Consider the following 14,740-nt stretch of genomic DNA (forward strand, 5'->3'; position numbering starts at 1 on the left):
GGGCGGACCTCGCCGATCAGCGCGCCGCGCGGCGAGCATGCGCAAGGGCAAGCGCGCCAAGCGCGGCGCGGCCGCAGCGGCTCTCGCGACGCCCGCCCCGGTGGACAACATCGATGCGGAGGAGCCGCATGGAAAGTCCGGCAAGCATAAGGCGAAGGGCAAGGCGGCCGCGCATCACGACCGGGGCCAAGGCGACAAGACAAGCGCTGAAAGCGCGGCGACGACGCCGCCGCGACGAAAGCGACCGCCAAGCCGGTCGCCGAAAAGCCGAAGGCCCCCGCCAAGACGCAGCGGCCGCCAGCAAGCCGCAGCAGGTCAAGACCCAGTGAGCGACGCCTTCTCGATGGCGGCCCGCCGGCCGCCGCCGCCCATTCCGCTGACGGTCCTCACCGGCTTTCTTGGGGCCGGCAAGACGACGCTGCTCAATCAACTGCTCGCCATCGAGCGAATTTGCCGACACGCTGGTCCTCATCAACGAATTCGGCGAGATCGGGCTCGACCATCTCTTCATCGAGAAGATCGACGGCGACATGATCGTGATGAGCTCGGGCTGCGTCTGCTGCACGATTCGCGGCGAACTCGTCGCGCGCGCTCGAAGATGCGCTGCGCCAGCGCGACAATGGCCGCATCAAGCCGTTCCGCCGCGTCGTGCTGGAGACGACGGGCCTCGCGGACCCTGCGCCGATCCTCCATGCGATCATGAACCACCCCTATCTCGTCATGCGTTTCCGGCTCGACGGGGTGGTGACGGTGATCGACGCCGTGAATGGCGAGGCGACGCTCGACGCGCATGAGGAGGCGGTGAAGCAGGCGGCCGTCGCCGACCGCCTCGTCGTCACCAAGACCGATCTGCCCGAGGGCGCGGCGAAGGTCGCGGGCCTGAAGGCGCGGCTCGCGGCGCTCAATCCCGGCGCGCGCATCCTGGAAGGCGCCGAGGCGACGCCATCGGCGCTGCTCGATTGCGGCCTTTACGACCCGGCGACCAAGACCGCTCGCGTGCGCGACTGGTTGAACGCCGAGGCGGTCGAAAAGGCCAATCCGCGCGGCCATGGCCACGAGCACGACCACCACCATGATCATGGTCACGACCATCATCACGATCATGGTCATGACCACCACCATCACGACGTCAACCGGCACGACGCGCATATCCAGGCCTTCTGCCTGACGGACGACACGCCCTTCACGCCGCCCTCTTTCGACATTTTCATCGACCTGCTGCGCCACACCCACGGCCCGCGCCTCTTGCGCGTAAAGGGCGTCGTCGCGCTGTCGGACGATCCCGAGCGGCCGGTGGTCATCCATGGCGTGCAGCACGTCTTCCATCCGCCGCACCGCCTCGACGCCTGGCCGGACGCCGACCGCCGCACGCGCATCGTCTTCATCCTGAAGGATCTCGACCGGCGCTTCGTGGAGGAGCTTTACGCGGCGCTGGTGCACATGCCGGCGGTGGACACGCCCGACGCCGAGGCGTTGACGAATAATCCGCTGGCGCCGGCAAGGGGCGGGTTGCTGGGCTGACCCCCTCCCCACCCCTCCCCCGCGTCGCAGGAGAGGGAGCAGGTTACGGCCCTCGTTGACATTGCTGATCGCGAGCGTCCCCCTCCCGTGAAACGGGGGAGGGACAGGGAGGGGGCGTTGCGCCATACTGCCAAGATGCAGTTTGCGCCCCCTCTGGACCGTGTCTCGAACGCCGCCCGCCGCGCCGGCGCCTTTCTCCTCGATCTCGTCTATCCCCCCTCCTGCCTCGTCTGCCGCAAGGCGGTCGCCGAACATGGGGCGCTTTGCGCGGAATGCTGGGGGGAGATCGCCTTCATCGAGCGGCCCTTTTGCGAGCGGCTCGGCACGCCTTTCGCGCAGGACCTCGACCAGCCCGGCCTCATCTCGCCGGAGGCCGCCGCCAATCCGCCCGTCTTCCGGCGCGCGCGGGCGGTCGCGCGCTATGACAGCGACAAGGCGCGCTCGCTCGCGCATCGGCTGAAATATCACGACCGGCTGGAGCTCGCGGGCCCGATGGGCCGCTGGATGGCGCGGGCGGGGGCGGACATTCTGGCAGAGGCCGACCTCCTCGTCCCCATCCCGCTCCACCGCCTGCGGCTCGCCGCGCGGCGCTTCAACCAGTCCGCCGAGCTGGCGCGCGTCGTCTCGCGCGAATGCGGCGCGCCGGTCGACGCTCAGGCGCTGTTGCGCGTGAAGGCGACCGCCCCGCAAGTGGGGCTCTCCCGCGCCCAGCGCGCGGTCAATCTCTCGGGCGCCTTCCGGATCGATCCCGAGCGCGCCGCGCGGCTCGACGGCCGCAACGTCGTTCTGGTGGACGACGTCCTCACCACCGGCGCCACCGCGAACGCCGCCGCGCGCGCTTTGCTCAAAGCGGGAGCGGCGCAGGTGGATCTGCTCGTCTTCGCCCGGGCCGTGACAAGCGCGTGACGGACAGCGTATAAGCGCCGCAACGAAACAGTCGATTCAGGTGGCGACCGTATGGCGCGAATCGAAATCTACACCACGCCGACCTGCCCCTATTGCATCGCAGCCAAGAAGCTGTTGACCGACAAGGGCGCGGCCTTCGAGGAAGTCAGCGTCGCGGGCGACCCCGCGGGTCGCGCCGCCATGAGCGCGCGCGCCGGCGGCCGCACGACCGTCCCGCAGATTTTCATCGACGGACAGCACATTGGCGGCTGCGACGATCTCTATGCGCTGGACGGCAAGGGCGGACTCGACCCTTTGCTCGCCGCGGAGGCCTGAGGATGATCCACTACTCGCTGGTTTGCGAAGACGGGCATAATTTCGACGGCTGGTTTCGCGATAGCGACTCCTTCGAGCGCCAATGCGCGCAGGGCCAGATTGCCTGCCCTATCTGCGCCTCCACGAGCGTCTCGCGCGGCGTGATGGCGCCGCATGTCGCGCGCTCCGGCCGCGAAGAAGACGCAGACCGTTTGCGCAGCATGATCCGCGAATTGCGCGAGAAGGTCGTCGCCGGCACGGAAGACGTCGGCGACCGCTTCCCTGAAGAGGCCCGGGCCATAGAGGAAGGCGACGCCGACCGGCGGCCCATTCGCGGTCGCGCGACCTTCGAAGAGGCGAAGGCGCTGCTCGAAGACGGGATCGAAATCCTGCCGATCCCCGGCCTGCCGAACGACGGGAACTAGGCTCTAGTCCTTCGGCGGGTCGAAGCGCTCGCATGTCACGCCGGCGAGGCGCTCCCTTGCGCGGGTCTGCTCGGACGGGCGTCTGGCGAAGGCGCGCACGAGCACGAAGCCGCGCTTCGTCGGCGCCGTGATCCGCACCTCCTGCGGCGGCGCCTCGTCGCTTGCGCCTTGAAGCGCGTCCATCTGGCGCGCGTCGCCGATCACCACGTCGATCTTTCCCTTGATGGCCGCGCGGTCGGTGATGGCGTGGAAGACGCGGCCGGCGCGCGCATGGAAAGAGAGCGCAAGATAATCCTCGCCATCCGCATTGGACGTAACGCGCAGCATGCCCTGCGTGAGATCGAAGACGCAAACCGCTTCGGCGAAGGCGGGATCCTCGAAAGGCAACGCCTCGGCGCCGGGCGCCATGGGCGGCAGCAAGGCGAGCTTGTTGGCGGGCGCCGCGCCCACAGCCGCGACAACGCGCGCATAGGCGTCGCGCGGCGCCACCGTCGGCATCAGCAGCACCGACACGATATGAACGATCCCAGCGACGAGCAGCGTCGCCGCCGCCCAGGGGAGATAATCGAAATAGCGGTCGGGGAGCGTCAGTCGCACTTTTGTTTCACGATCTTTGGAAAGCTTTGGGGATCGGGATGCGCGTCCGTGTCGAGCGGCGTGTCGTAGAGGCGCAGCATGACGACGAAGCGGCGCGCCTCGCCCGGCGACAGCCAATTGCCGGCGCGGGCGTTGCGGGCGACGGCGATCTCAAAAGCCCCGCCCTCGCGCCGCAGCACGTCGACGGAGGAAAAGCCGTATCGGCCTGTCGGATTGTCGATGAGCGCGCCCGCCGGCGTCGCGAGCGACAGCGTCCAGAAGCGCGCCGTGGGCAGCGGATCGACGATGCGATATTCGCAGGCGCCGTCGAGCGGCGCGCCGTCGGAATCGTCGCTGGCGATGAAGGCGAGACCCTGATCGCGGCCGAGCGGCGCCTCGCCGGAGCGCGCGACGACGGCGCGTGCGTAAGGATCGATCTCGGCGCCGCCGACGGACGGCCACGCCGTCCAGGGGCCCGCGCGCAGCGGATTGAAGCCGTAGCCCGAATTCAGCGAAAGGAATGTCGCGAGCAGGCCGAGCGCCAGCCCGCCGAGCATGGCCGAACCCGCGCGCAAATATTTGGCGTAAGGGAGAGTCACGCTGCGATTCCCCTACTCGATCGCGCCGATGGTGGGAAAGGCGTTGCGATCGGGCCGCTGCGCAATTGTTGCCGGCGCGACGATGGAGCTCTGCCTGCCGGCGCCGCTCGCCTTCGCCTTCTTCTCGATGGACTCCAGCGCCTGCACCGCGCCCTTGGAGAGCGTCGCCGGACGCTGCGGCGCGCCGAGTTCGAGCGGCGGCGCGCCGTTCGTCGCGGCGGCGACGTCGGGCTTGGCCTCGGGCTTCAGGCCGACGATCGGCTTCAGCGGAATGCCTTGATGCGCATAGGCCATCACGTCATGCCAGGTGCCCGCCGGCAGCGTGCCGCCGGTCATGTTGTTCATGGGCTCGTTGTCGTCGTTGCCGTACCATACGCAGCCGCCCATCGTGCCGGAATAGCCGCAGAACCAGGCGTCCTTGTAGCCGTTGGTCGTGCCCGTCTTGCCGATGACGTCGATGCCGGGCCCGAGCTGCGCGCGCTTGCCGGTGCCTTCCTCGACGACCTTCTTCATCATGCCGGCGAGATCGACGACCTTCTCGTAAGGCAGCACCTGCTGCTGCGGCGGCGCGTCGCGATCGTGGCGATAGAGCAGATCGCCCTGGCGGTTGCGGATCTCGACCGCCGCGTAAGGGGTCGTGCGCTTCCCGCCGTTCACGAAGGCGGCGTAGGCGGCGGAATGTTCGAGCAGGATCACGCTGCTCTGGCCGACCGGCAGCGACGGCGTGTCTTCGAGCGGCGTCGAGATGCCCAGCTTGCGGCACGTCTCGATGATCTTGGCGCGGCCGATGCGCGAGTCGCCATTGCCGATCGCCTGCGAAAGCTGAATGGCGACCGTGTTGAGCGATTTCGCCAGCGCCATGGCGAGCGGCATGGAGCCCGCATAGCCGCCGCTGTAATTGTGGACGCAATAATTTCCGATGCAGGTCGGGCGGTCGGTGACGATGGTGGTGGGCTTGAATCTGCCGGTCATCAGCGCCGTCAGATAGACATAAGGCTTGAAAGACGAGCCCGGCTGGCGCGAGCCTTCCGTCGCGCGGTTATACTGGCTCTCGCCATAGTCGCGACCGCCGACGACCGTGCGCACGGCCCCGTCCGGCTCCATCACCACCATGGCCGACTGCTTGACGTGGAAGGAGCGGCCCTGCTCGCGCAGGTTTTTCTCGATCACTTCCTCGGCCCGCTTCTGCACGTTCGAATCGAGCGCCGTGCGCACGGTCAGGACGCGGTTGTCGCCGAGCTTGCCGGCGGAAGCGAGCTTGCGGATCTCGCCATAGGCGAAGTCGAGATACCAGTCCGGGCTCTCCTCGCGCTGGCGGTCGACCGGCGTGGCGGGACTGCGCTGCGCGGCGACGATCTGGCTCTCGCTCATGAAGCCGGCGTCGACGAGATTGTTGAGCACGTCATTGGCGCGCGCGCGGGCGGCGGGCAGATTATTGTGGGGCGCGTATTTCGTCGGCGCCTTGAAGAGGCCCGCGAGCATGGCCGCTTCCGCGAGCGTGACGTCTTTCACCGACTTACCGAAATAAAACTCCGCCGCGGCCTGAATGCCGAATGCGCCGCCGCCCATATAGACGCGATCGAGATAGAGCTTGAGGATTTCGCGCTTGGTGAGGTGATGCTCCAGCCACAAGGCGAGAAAGGCCTCGTTGATCTTGCGCGTGATGGTGCGCTCGTTCGAGAGGAACAGATTCTTGGCGAGCTGCTGGGTGATGGACGAGCCGCCCTGCACGACGCCCGAAGAGCGCGCATTGACGGTGAGCGCGCGCGCCGTGCCGATGACGTCGATGCCGAAATGCTCGTAGAAGCGACGGTCCTCCGTCGCGAGCACGGCCTTGATCAGATAATCGGGATATTCCTCGAGCGGCACGGCGTCGTCATGCTTGATGCCGCGCTGGCCGACTTCATTGCCGTAGCGGTCGAGAAAAGTGACGGCGAGATCCGTCTGCTTCAGCCAGTCGCCTTCGCTCGTCATCTGGAAGGCCGAGCCCGCCAGCGCCATCAGGACGATGAGCCCGCCAAGGCCGAGCGTGAGGCCCTCGCAGGCGACTTCCACCGCGACCCAGGCGAAGCCCGAGACGTGGAAGCGCTCCATGAAGGTGGAGAAATCCTCGTAAAGCTCGCGCGAACGCCGCTGGCTGTCGAAGACGCTCGAATCGATGAGCGCGTCGGTCGACAGCAGAATGCGCCTGATGCGCTTGACGAAAGGCGAGGACCAGAAACGCTCGAACAAGGCTCGAAAACTCCCCGGCCGGCGAGGACAACCCCGGCGCGTGACGTTAGCACTTTTTAAACCATCTTGACGACGCCCGCCGCGACCCTCATTGCGGTTATGGTTTCCGTCGGGCGGCGGCGGGCCGTGGCGGAAGAGATATGGCGAACGAAAAAGGCGGAAAAGGCGCGGACCTTCCTTTCTGGGAGAAGCCGCTCTCGGAACTCACCCGCGCGCAATGGGAGAAGCTTTGCGACGGCTGCGGCCGCTGCTGTCTGGTCAAGCTCGAGGACGAGGATACGGGGCGCGTCTATCACACCAGCGTCTCCTGCAAGATGCTCGATCACGAGTCCTGCCTTTGCAGCGACTACAAGAACCGCCGCGACCATGTGCCGGACTGCGTGCGGCTGACGCTTACGAAGCTGCAGGAGATCGACTGGCTGCCGCCGACCTGCGCCTATGTGTTGCGTAATGAAGGCAAGCCCCTGCCGCCCTGGCATCCGCTGATTTCGGGCGACCCCGAAAGCGTGCATCGCGCCGGCGTCTCCGTGCGCGGCAAGGTCGAGGTCAGCGAGGCGGAGATCGACGAGGAGGATACGGTCGACTACATCCGCGTCTGGCCGAAGCGCTGGCCGAAGAAGGCGCGCTACTAGGTGAAAATGGCGAACCGTTCCGACAACGGCGTAGAGCGCGAATTCGCCACATCCGTCCAGCCCCAGGGAAATGCCATCCGATACTCCTGCCGGGTGTCAGATTCCCCATGAAAAGCTTGGGAAAGTTTCAAGTCCCTTGCGTGGGCGCCCTCTATGAAAGGGGCGTGACCGCGTAACGGGAGACAATCCGCCCGTTAACGATAAACTCATGAGACAAAACAGTTTTTTCCTGTATAGTCCAAGGCGTTCCTGAAAAATTTTTTGGAGTCTGCAAATGGTCTCGAAGCTCGCTCCCCTTCCCGTTTCGGCCCTCCTCCCCGCCACGCCGACGAACTGGCCCGTCTATCAGAATACGTTCAAGAACATCGATCGGCTCGGACGGTGGACGGGCGGGGTGACCCCGATTCCCAATCCCCGGACCTTCGCGGGCGGTCCTTCCCCTTATTTTGAAAGCGTCAGGCCGCACAGCCTTGGCGGCGGCGCCTCGCCGCCGACGATCTATGTCGTCGCGCATGGCTGGGCGCCGGGCTATCGCGAGGCCGTGCTCGCGCAGGACGGCCATATGCTCTGGTGGGGACCGAAGTCTTCGGTCGCCGGCGTCTGGGCGTCGGCATGGGCCTGGTCCGGCGTCGACGCGACGGAAGCGCCTCTCGAGGTGAACCCCACGGGGATGCTTCAAAGCATCATGGCCTTCGATCCGAACGCCATCGCGCTCGCCTATTCCTGGATCGACGATTCCGCAACCGACAGCCCATCGCCGGACGTGCTCAATCTCCTGGAGGTCTATCGCTCAGAAGCCTATACGCACATCAACGGCCTGCGCCTCGCAAATGCGCTGGAGGACGCGATCGACCCCTCATTCTGGCGCAATGGCGGGACGCTTCGGCTCATCGGCCATTCGCATGGATCGAAGGTCGTCAGCGTCGCCGCGACGACGCTGCAGCAACGCGGCCGCAAGGTCGCGCATCTGACCATTCTCGACGCGCCGGAAAGCGAGACCACGCTCGAGGTCAACGCCGCCAATCTCCTCGGCTTCTACCTCAACGCAATGCAGATCGCGGACCCCACCGGCGGGGCGGGCGCCTTTGTGGACAATTACGCGTCCTATTTCGGCGTCGGCTATGACGGCGCGCCCGGCGTCGGCAATGTCGTGGAGGTCGCGCTCGACGCCGGCGAAGTTTACAGCGTCGTCGAGATTGGCGAACAGCACACCTACGCCGCGGCCTGGTATGGCGGCGCCGCGGCCGGCGGCGCTGGTCAGGGCGAGGGCCCGCTGGGCTTCGCCTGGCCGCCGGCGCCGGCGGACCTCAAGCCCGCCCTCAACCAATATTGGGCTGACGGCCCGAGCGAAGCGGCGCAATGGAGCCTCGATCCCGGCGTCTCGCTCAAAAGCGTCTTCACCTACGGAACCGAGCCACTGACCGTGACGACGATCGCAACCGAGGGCAATGTGCAGGGCGCCCCCTCGGCGGTCCTGCAATTCGGCCCCGGCGCGACGCCGCAGGAATTTGCGATTTTTCAGGGAAGTTATTGGAGCCAGCTGGGCGACGAAGCCTATGGGCTCGCCGTCGATGTCGATTGGAGCGATCCGCAGCCGGGCGATTACCTCGTCTTCACGGTCGAATCGCCGGTCTCTGGCGAGCAAAAAGTCGTCTGCGTGCTCGACGGCCAGTCGCAACCGGCCGGCGCCACCTCGATCGCCATCGCCTCCGCCGTATGGAGCGAAATCTTCCCGCTGCCAATCTATGTGTTTTTCTACTCCTCGGGCAGCGTGGCGACCGTCTCGAACTTCCGCCTCGTGACGGTGGCATCCGACGACGGCGCGCTGCTGTCGCGCCGTTTGGCCGAGGCGCAGAAGCGGAGGAAGCGCATGGCGCTCGAATTGAACCGGCGCGAAACGGCGTCCTGAGCGCCGCCCTGCCCCAGCGCTTCGGGCGCGCCCTCGCGTCGAGCAATGGTTCGGGAAAGCGCCGCCTTTGGGATTGCAAAGGGCCTCTTGGGGCTTTCAAAGCGCCCCTTGGGGCTTTCCCAGCCCGCGCGAAGGCTCTAAACACGGCGCAAAGATTTCTCGAACCCCGAGACGGAGCCGATGGCGCGCCAGTTCATCTACCATATGCAGGGCCTCACCAAGACCTATCCGGGCGGCAAGAAGGTCCTCGACAACATCCACCTCTCCTTCTACCCGGACGCCAAGATCGGCGTGCTCGGCGTCAACGGCGCGGGTAAGTCGACCCTGCTGCGCATCATGGCCGGCATCGACAAGGATTTCACGGGCGAGGGCTTCGTCGCCGAAGGCGCGCGCGTCGGCTATCTGCCGCAGGAGCCGCATCTGGACCCGGCGCTGAACGTGCGCGAAAACGTCATGCTCGGCGTCGCGGAGAAGAAGGCCATTCTCGACCGCTACAACGATCTCGCCATGAATTACTCGGACGAGACCGCCGACGAGATGACCAGGCTGCAGGACGAGATCGAGGCCAAGGGCCTGTGGGATCTCGACAGCCAGGTCGATCAGGCCATGGACGCGCTGGGCTGCCCGCCCGACGACGCCGACGTCACCAAGCTCTCGGGCGGCGAGCGCCGCCGCGTGGCGCTGTGCAAGCTGCTGCTCGAACAGCCCGAGATGCTCCTGCTCGACGAGCCCACCAACCATCTCGACGCGGAGACGGTGAACTGGCTCGAGGGCCATTTGCGCAACTATCCGGGCGCGATCCTCATCGTCACCCACGACCGCTACTTCCTCGACAATGTCACGGGCTGGATTCTGGAACTTGATCGCGGCCGCGGCATTCCCTACGAGGGCAATTACACGAGCTGGCTGAAGCAGAAGCAGAAGCGGCTCATGCAGGAGGCCTCCGAGGACAAGGCCCGCCAGCGCGCGCTCGAAGCCGAAAGCGAGTGGATCGCGGCGTCGCCCAAGGCCCGTCAGGCCAAGAGCAAGGCCCGCATCCAGCGCTATGAGGAGCTCGTCGCCAAGCAGAACGACAAGGCGCCGACCACCGCGCAGATCATCATTCCGGTGGCGGAGCGTCTCGGCCAGAACGTCATCGACTTCGAGCACATCTCCAAGGCGTTCGGCGACAAGCTGCTGATCGACGATCTCTCCTTCAAACTGCCGCCCGGCGGCATTGTCGGCGTGATCGGCCCCAACGGCGCCGGCAAGACGACTCTGTTCCGCATGATCACCGGCCAGGAGAAGCCCGACGGCGGCACGATCGAGGTCGGCGAGAGCGTGCAGCTCGGCTATGTCGACCAGTCGCGCGACGCGCTGAACGCCAACAAGACGGTCTGGGAAGAGATTTCCGAAGGCAATGAGGTGATCTATCTGGGCAAGCGCGAGATCAACTCACGCGCCTATTGCTCCGCCTTCAACTTCAAGGGCGCGGATCAGCAGAAGAAGGTCGGCCAGCTCTCGGGCGGAGAGCGCAACCGCGTTCATCTCGCCAAGATGCTCAAGAGCGGCGCCAACGTCCTGCTGCTCGACGAACCGACCAACGATCTCGACGTCGACACGCTGCGCGCGCTGGAAGAGGCGCTCGCCGATTTCGCCGGCTGCGCCGTCATCATCTCGCACGATCGCTTCTTCCTCGACCGCATCGCGACGCATATCCTCGCCTATGAAGGGGACTCGCATGTCGAATGGTTCGAAGGGAACTTCGCCGATTACGAGGAAGACAAGAAGCGGCGGCTCGGCGTCGACAGCGTCATTCCGCACCGTCTGAAATACAAGAAGTTCACGCGCTGATTGACGCTTGAGGGCCCCCTCCCCAACTCTCCCCCGCTTCGCGGGAGAGGGAGCAGGCGTGGGCCTTCATTGGCAATGCGGATCGCGAGCGTCCCCTCTCCCGCGAAGCGGGGGAGGGACAGGGAGGGGGCTTCGGCCCCGAACGAGACGGTCGCTTAGGTCAGCCGCATTTATTTTGATGGCGTGTCATTCACTGGAGGGCGCATCCCTCGCCTTAACGCGGCGCCCGCCCGAAGGCCTTCCTGAGCTCCCCCTTCGCCGCCTCCAGCACGTCGCGGCGCGCTTGCGGCAGATCGCGTCCGGCGCGATTGATGTAGAAGGTCAGCATGGACATCGCCGAACGGTAGGGCGTGGATTTGCGCCGGTCGCTCGCCTCCGCCGAGCGTTTGAGCGAGGCCGCGATTTTCGTCGGATCGTCGAAAGTGAACACGCCCGGCTCCAGGTCGAGCGCGTTGCTGTGGCGCGTCACCTCCTGCGACCATTGCGTTCGCGCCGTCATCGGGACCGCCTCCCGTCGTCGAAGAGCTAATGCGCGCGCCGGAAACGAAAAGACCCGGCCGCTTGAGGGCGGCCGGGTCGTCGATCCTGAAAAGCGCCTTGAAACTGCCCCTCAGACTTGCCCCTGAAATCACTGCATCGAACACAGGGACAGTGACGCTTTTTTAACGTCGGGTCAGTGCGCTGGCGCACAGCGCAGGCGCACGCCCAAGGGCGCGACAGTTCGCGCGCCTGCCACGATTTCGCCATCTCCCCATGGCGACTTACGGTGAAGTGATTTCGTCGGGGCGGTTTGAGGGGAAGGGTTAACAATGAAATCAACCGCTTGCGCCATAAGCCTGGCGGCGCTCGCCCTCGCTGGCTGCGCACAAACCGGCTCTCCCGTGGCGTCCGCGCCCGAATCCTATGTCAACGAGCCGCGTCCGGAGGACGCTGTCCACGGAAAAGACGCGCTTCACGCTCGCATCGCCCATTATGCGCGCCTCTACGACATCCCGGAGTCGCTGATCCATCGTTCCGTGCGGCGCGAGAGCAATTACAACCCGGCCGCCCGCAACGGCCCCTATTGGGGCCTGATGCAGATCCGGCACGATACGGCCCGGGGCATGGGCTATAAGGGTTCGGCGAGCGGCCTGCTCGACGCCGAGACAAATCTCACCTACGCCGTGCCCTATCTCGCCAACGCCTACAAACTCTCGGGCGGCAATGAGGCCCGCGCCATTCAGCTCTACGCCGGCGGCTATTATTACGAGGCGAAGCGCCGCGGCATGCTCGGCCTGCTCCACAAGGAAGCGCTGAACACGCAGTAATCCGTTTCGGAAAATGCTGAAGCCGCTCGCGGCGCGCGAGCGGCTGTTTTATTTCGCCGAGCCCGGCATGAAGGTCGAGCGCACGCGGCCTCCCTGCGAGGCGCCGCCCTGGATGCTCGCGACGCCGCTCGTGACGTCGTAAACGAGCCGATCGCCCTTCACGATATTGTCGCCCTGAGTCAGCGTCACATTGCCCGTCAGCCAGACCTTGTTGTCGGCCTTGTCGTAGACGCCGCGATCGCCCGTGCCGATCTGGTCCTTGGAGACGAGCGTCACCGGACCGTCCGCCTCGATATGCTTCACGCGGTCATTGCTGGTCGCGCCCGCCGAGGCGGCGGCGCCCTTCCCTTCCAGAAAGATTGTGATCCGCGTCGCTTTAAGCGTCGACGGTCCGTTCGTCACGATGACGCTGCCGGAATAAACGAGCTTCTGCTCCTGGTCGAAATAATCGAGCTTGCCGGCGTCGATATTTAGCGGGTCCTTCGCGGTCGCCCCCGGCAGAATGCCGCCCGAGCGCCCCGCCTTGGCGAGAGCGGGCGCGGCGCTGGCGAGGAGGAGAGCGGCGAGGAGAGCGTAGGTCTTCTGGCGTGTCATTCTTTTCTCACTGCGCCGCGCGCAAGGCGTCCTGTTTGGCGTCCTGCTTGCCGCCGTCCGGCTGCTTTACCGCGTTCTGAGCGGCCTCGTCCTCGCCGTAAAGCACGGAATGGACATTGCCGCCGAAAGTGGCCCGGCGCTCCTTTTGCGAAAATTCCACGCCGTCCGCAACGACCTCGCCGCCCTCGATCTTGAGAGTGACTTTCTTGTCGGAGGTCATCACGCTCGCCTTGAAATCCATGACGGCGGAATCCATGCGCATGTCGAAATTCTTGCCGTCGGAGACGGTGACGCCGCCGGTCATCGTCCCGCGATCGTTCTTGGTGCTGTAATTCGCCTTGGCGGCCGTCAGCACGATCGGGTTCACCCCCTCCGTCTCGACGCGCACGTCGAGGCCGTCGAGATCGAAGACGTCGGGCGTCGAAATGTCCTGCACGCCGACGCGGGCGCGGATTTCGTAAGGCTTCCCGTCCTTGCGGTAACCGACGAGCTTCGGCGTCTCGATGACGATGCGCGTGCCCTTCAGCGCCACGCGCGAAAGATTGAGGTCGATCGGCAGGAAGCGCAGCGAACTCGCGGCGAGGCCGATCCCCACCAGCGCCACCGTGCCGCCGACGCCCCAGAAGATCCAGCGGCGCAGCCGCGTCACGCGCGCCGTGTGACGCAGGGCGTCGGGAAAGGCGCTCTCGCGACGCGCCGTGAGCGCGGCGAGCCGGTCACGGCCGCCGCCTGGCGGCTGACCGCCGGCGCGGGGCTTCGGTTGCTCGGGAGTGGCGGCGCTGCCGTCTGTCATGTTGCGATTATCGGGCCGCGGCGTGGCGAATTCGGGGCCGTTCACACTTTATTCGTGTGAAAAGATGTCGGTCTCCGGCCAGCCGGCGAGATCGAGTTGCGCCCGCGCGGGCAGGAAGTCGAAACAGGCCTGGGCGAGCGCGGTCCGCCCCTCGCGCGCGAGCATGACGTCGAGCTTCTCCTTGAGCTGGTGCAGGTAAAGCACGTCCGAGGCGGCGTAATTCTGCTGGGCGTCGGAGAGGGTCGCGGCGCCCCAGTCGGAGGATTGCTGCTGCTTGGAGATTTCCACGCCCGCGAGTTCCCGCACGAGATCCTTCAGCCCATGGCGGTCCGTATAGGTGCGGGTGAGCTTGGACGCGATCTTGGTGCAATAGACCGGTGCCGGAACGAAGCCGAAAGTCTTGGCGAGGATCGCCAGGTCGAAGCGGGCGAAGTGGAATAGTTTCAGTATGTTCGGGTCCGCGAGCAGCTTCTCCAGATTGGGCGCGCGCGTCTGGCCCTTGGCGATCTGCACCAGCTCCGCGTCGCCATTGCCGAAGGAGAGCTGCACGAGGCACAGCCGGTCCCGATGGGGGTTGAGGCCGAGCGTTTCCGTGTCGATGGCGACGATGTTCGAAAGGGCGGCCTCCGACGGGAGGTCGCCCTGATGCAGTCTGATGGTCATGACATCCGATTCGTTAGGACATGCCTTCCGCCATTCTAGCCGAAATGCGGAAGGCTTGTCGAAGAGGCGCCTATTTCTTCCGAGATCCGCGGGCTGCGGCGCCGTTGAGGAAGGGGCGCTCGCCCTCCTGAAGCCGGTCGCCGACGAAGCGCGCCCAGCCGATCAGCAATTCGCAGACCGAGGCGGTGATCGCCGCGTAACGGAAGTTCTTGTTGGCCGCCAGCGCCCTCAGGGACAGGCCGAGATAATGGGCCTCCACCAGCGCCTGTTCGAGCCTCGCGTTGTCGTTCTCCGGCTCGCCGCCATTCTCGGCTTCGTCGATTTCAGTCATTCATGAAACTCCCAACCCGGCGTCCGAGAAATGCGACGCGCGTTTCGACGAAGGCGAGATTGTCGTAGGCTCGGCAGGACGGCAGGCACGTGCTAGGCGTTAACATGTGACCGTAACGTCGTCCT

The 14,740-nt window shown here is 65.8% G+C and carries 15 protein-coding genes and 1 pseudogene; 8 read left to right on the plus strand and 8 right to left on the minus strand.

The features are described 5' to 3' along the window. Positions 1-343 precede the first annotated feature (343 nt). The 4 genes and pseudogenes from ACPFMJ_RS09385 (at position 344) to ACPFMJ_RS09400 (ending at position 3,146) form a co-directional block, all read left to right on the plus strand. Positions 344-1,521: pseudogene (locus ACPFMJ_RS09385) on the plus strand (CobW family GTP-binding protein). 135 nt (positions 1,522-1,656) lie between these two features. Beyond that, entirely contained in the window at positions 1,657-2,427 is a 771-nt protein-coding gene (locus ACPFMJ_RS09390) for a ComF family protein (RefSeq protein WP_424363830.1), read from the plus strand. 51 nt (positions 2,428-2,478) lie between these two features. Further along, positions 2,479-2,742 carry a glutaredoxin 3 gene (gene grxC, locus ACPFMJ_RS09395; RefSeq protein WP_424363525.1) on the plus strand — a complete coding sequence of 88 codons (264 nt, stop codon included), beginning with the start codon at positions 2,479-2,481 and terminating at the stop codon, positions 2,740-2,742. A 2-nt stretch (positions 2,743-2,744) separates the two neighbouring features. Continuing rightward, positions 2,745-3,146 carry a DUF1178 family protein gene (locus ACPFMJ_RS09400; RefSeq protein ID WP_424363526.1) on the plus strand — a complete coding sequence of 134 codons (402 nt, stop codon included), beginning with the start codon at positions 2,745-2,747 and terminating at the stop codon, positions 3,144-3,146. Positions 3,147-3,149: 3 nt separating this feature from the next. On the opposite strand, the gene ACPFMJ_RS09405 is transcribed toward ACPFMJ_RS09400, so the two are convergent. The 3 genes from ACPFMJ_RS09405 to ACPFMJ_RS09415 are packed head-to-tail and all read right to left on the minus strand — an operon-like array spanning position 3,150 to position 6,553. Next, positions 3,150-3,743, minus strand: a complete 594-nt coding sequence (locus ACPFMJ_RS09405) for a DUF1254 domain-containing protein (protein WP_424363527.1) — start codon at positions 3,741-3,743, stop codon at positions 3,150-3,152. After that, positions 3,734-4,321 carry a DUF1214 domain-containing protein gene (locus ACPFMJ_RS09410; RefSeq protein ID WP_424363528.1) on the minus strand — a complete coding sequence of 196 codons (588 nt, stop codon included), beginning with the start codon at positions 4,319-4,321 and terminating at the stop codon, positions 3,734-3,736. The genes ACPFMJ_RS09405 and ACPFMJ_RS09410 overlap by 10 nt, the downstream gene beginning before the upstream one ends. A 12-nt stretch (positions 4,322-4,333) precedes the next feature. Further along, positions 4,334-6,553: a transglycosylase domain-containing protein gene (locus tag ACPFMJ_RS09415; RefSeq protein ID WP_424363529.1), complete on the minus strand. Its 2,220-nt coding sequence runs from the start codon at positions 6,551-6,553 to the stop codon at positions 4,334-4,336. Positions 6,554-6,693: 140 nt separating this feature from the next. Here ACPFMJ_RS09415 and ACPFMJ_RS09420 point away from each other — a divergent pair, with 140 nt between their 5' ends. From ACPFMJ_RS09420 to ettA, 3 genes are all read left to right on the plus strand, one after another. Further along, complete coding sequence (locus ACPFMJ_RS09420) at positions 6,694-7,185, plus strand: YcgN family cysteine cluster protein (RefSeq protein WP_424363530.1); 492 nt, start codon at positions 6,694-6,696, stop codon at positions 7,183-7,185. A gap of 274 nt (positions 7,186-7,459) precedes the next feature. Then, complete coding sequence (locus tag ACPFMJ_RS09425; protein WP_424363531.1) at positions 7,460-9,094, plus strand: hypothetical protein; 1,635 nt, start codon at positions 7,460-7,462, stop codon at positions 9,092-9,094. A gap of 180 nt (positions 9,095-9,274) precedes the next feature. After that, a complete protein-coding gene (gene ettA / locus ACPFMJ_RS09430; protein ID WP_424363532.1) occupies positions 9,275-10,927 on the plus strand; it encodes an energy-dependent translational throttle protein EttA in 1,653 nt (550 codons plus the stop codon). A gap of 214 nt (positions 10,928-11,141) precedes the next feature. On the opposite strand, the gene ACPFMJ_RS09435 is transcribed toward ettA, so the two are convergent. Continuing rightward, the gene (locus tag ACPFMJ_RS09435) at positions 11,142-11,426 is read right to left on the minus strand and encodes a DUF3175 domain-containing protein (RefSeq protein ID WP_424363533.1); all 285 of its coding nucleotides are present in this window, start codon (positions 11,424-11,426) and stop codon (positions 11,142-11,144) included. Between the two features lie 310 nt (positions 11,427-11,736). Between ACPFMJ_RS09435 and ACPFMJ_RS09440 the strand changes: the two genes are divergently transcribed. Further along, the gene (locus tag ACPFMJ_RS09440) at positions 11,737-12,234 is read left to right on the plus strand and encodes a transglycosylase SLT domain-containing protein (RefSeq protein WP_424363534.1); all 498 of its coding nucleotides are present in this window, start codon (positions 11,737-11,739) and stop codon (positions 12,232-12,234) included. Between the two features lie 48 nt (positions 12,235-12,282). On the opposite strand, the gene lptA is transcribed toward ACPFMJ_RS09440, so the two are convergent. From lptA to ACPFMJ_RS09460, 4 genes are all read right to left on the minus strand, one after another. Next, entirely contained in the window at positions 12,283-12,828 is a 546-nt protein-coding gene (gene lptA, locus ACPFMJ_RS09445; RefSeq protein WP_424363535.1) for a lipopolysaccharide transport periplasmic protein LptA, read from the minus strand. A gap of 7 nt (positions 12,829-12,835) precedes the next feature. After that, the gene (gene lptC / locus ACPFMJ_RS09450) at positions 12,836-13,666 is read right to left on the minus strand and encodes an LPS export ABC transporter periplasmic protein LptC (RefSeq protein WP_424363536.1); all 831 of its coding nucleotides are present in this window, start codon (positions 13,664-13,666) and stop codon (positions 12,836-12,838) included. Positions 13,667-13,669: 3 nt separating this feature from the next. Further along, the gene (locus tag ACPFMJ_RS09455; RefSeq protein ID WP_424363537.1) at positions 13,670-14,284 is read right to left on the minus strand and encodes a ribonuclease D; all 615 of its coding nucleotides are present in this window, start codon (positions 14,282-14,284) and stop codon (positions 13,670-13,672) included. 70 nt (positions 14,285-14,354) lie between these two features. Then, positions 14,355-14,615: a hypothetical protein gene (locus ACPFMJ_RS09460; protein WP_424363538.1), complete on the minus strand. Its 261-nt coding sequence runs from the start codon at positions 14,613-14,615 to the stop codon at positions 14,355-14,357. Positions 14,616-14,740: the final 125 nt, after the last annotated feature.

The sequence above is a fragment of the Methylocystis parvus genome, assembly GCF_049675845.1.
GTDB classification, from domain to species: Bacteria; Pseudomonadota; Alphaproteobacteria; order Rhizobiales; family Beijerinckiaceae; genus Methylocystis; species Methylocystis parvus_A.

Bases quoted from the DNA above. Each gene is read 5' to 3' on its own strand.
- ACPFMJ_RS09455 (WP_424363537.1), bottom strand. From the start codon at position 14,284: ATGACCATCAGACTGCATCAGGGCGACCTCCCGTCGGAGGCCGCCCTT.
- ACPFMJ_RS09400 (WP_424363526.1), top strand. From the start codon at position 2,745: ATGATCCACTACTCGCTGGTTTGCGAAGACGGGCATAATTTCGACGGC.
- grxC (WP_424363525.1), top strand. From the start codon at position 2,479: ATGGCGCGAATCGAAATCTACACCACGCCGACCTGCCCCTATTGCATC.
- ACPFMJ_RS09390 (WP_424363830.1), top strand. From the start codon at position 1,657: ATGCAGTTTGCGCCCCCTCTGGACCGTGTCTCGAACGCCGCCCGCCGC.
- ACPFMJ_RS09460 (WP_424363538.1), bottom strand. From the start codon at position 14,615: ATGACTGAAATCGACGAAGCCGAGAATGGCGGCGAGCCGGAGAACGAC.
- ACPFMJ_RS09420 (WP_424363530.1), top strand. From the start codon at position 6,694: ATGGCGAACGAAAAAGGCGGAAAAGGCGCGGACCTTCCTTTCTGGGAG.
- ACPFMJ_RS09435 (WP_424363533.1), bottom strand. From the start codon at position 11,426: ATGACGGCGCGAACGCAATGGTCGCAGGAGGTGACGCGCCACAGCAAC.
- lptA (WP_424363535.1), bottom strand. From the start codon at position 12,828: ATGACACGCCAGAAGACCTACGCTCTCCTCGCCGCTCTCCTCCTCGCC.
- ACPFMJ_RS09440 (WP_424363534.1), top strand. From the start codon at position 11,737: ATGAAATCAACCGCTTGCGCCATAAGCCTGGCGGCGCTCGCCCTCGCT.
- ACPFMJ_RS09425 (WP_424363531.1), top strand. From the start codon at position 7,460: ATGGTCTCGAAGCTCGCTCCCCTTCCCGTTTCGGCCCTCCTCCCCGCC.
- ettA (WP_424363532.1), top strand. From the start codon at position 9,275: ATGGCGCGCCAGTTCATCTACCATATGCAGGGCCTCACCAAGACCTAT.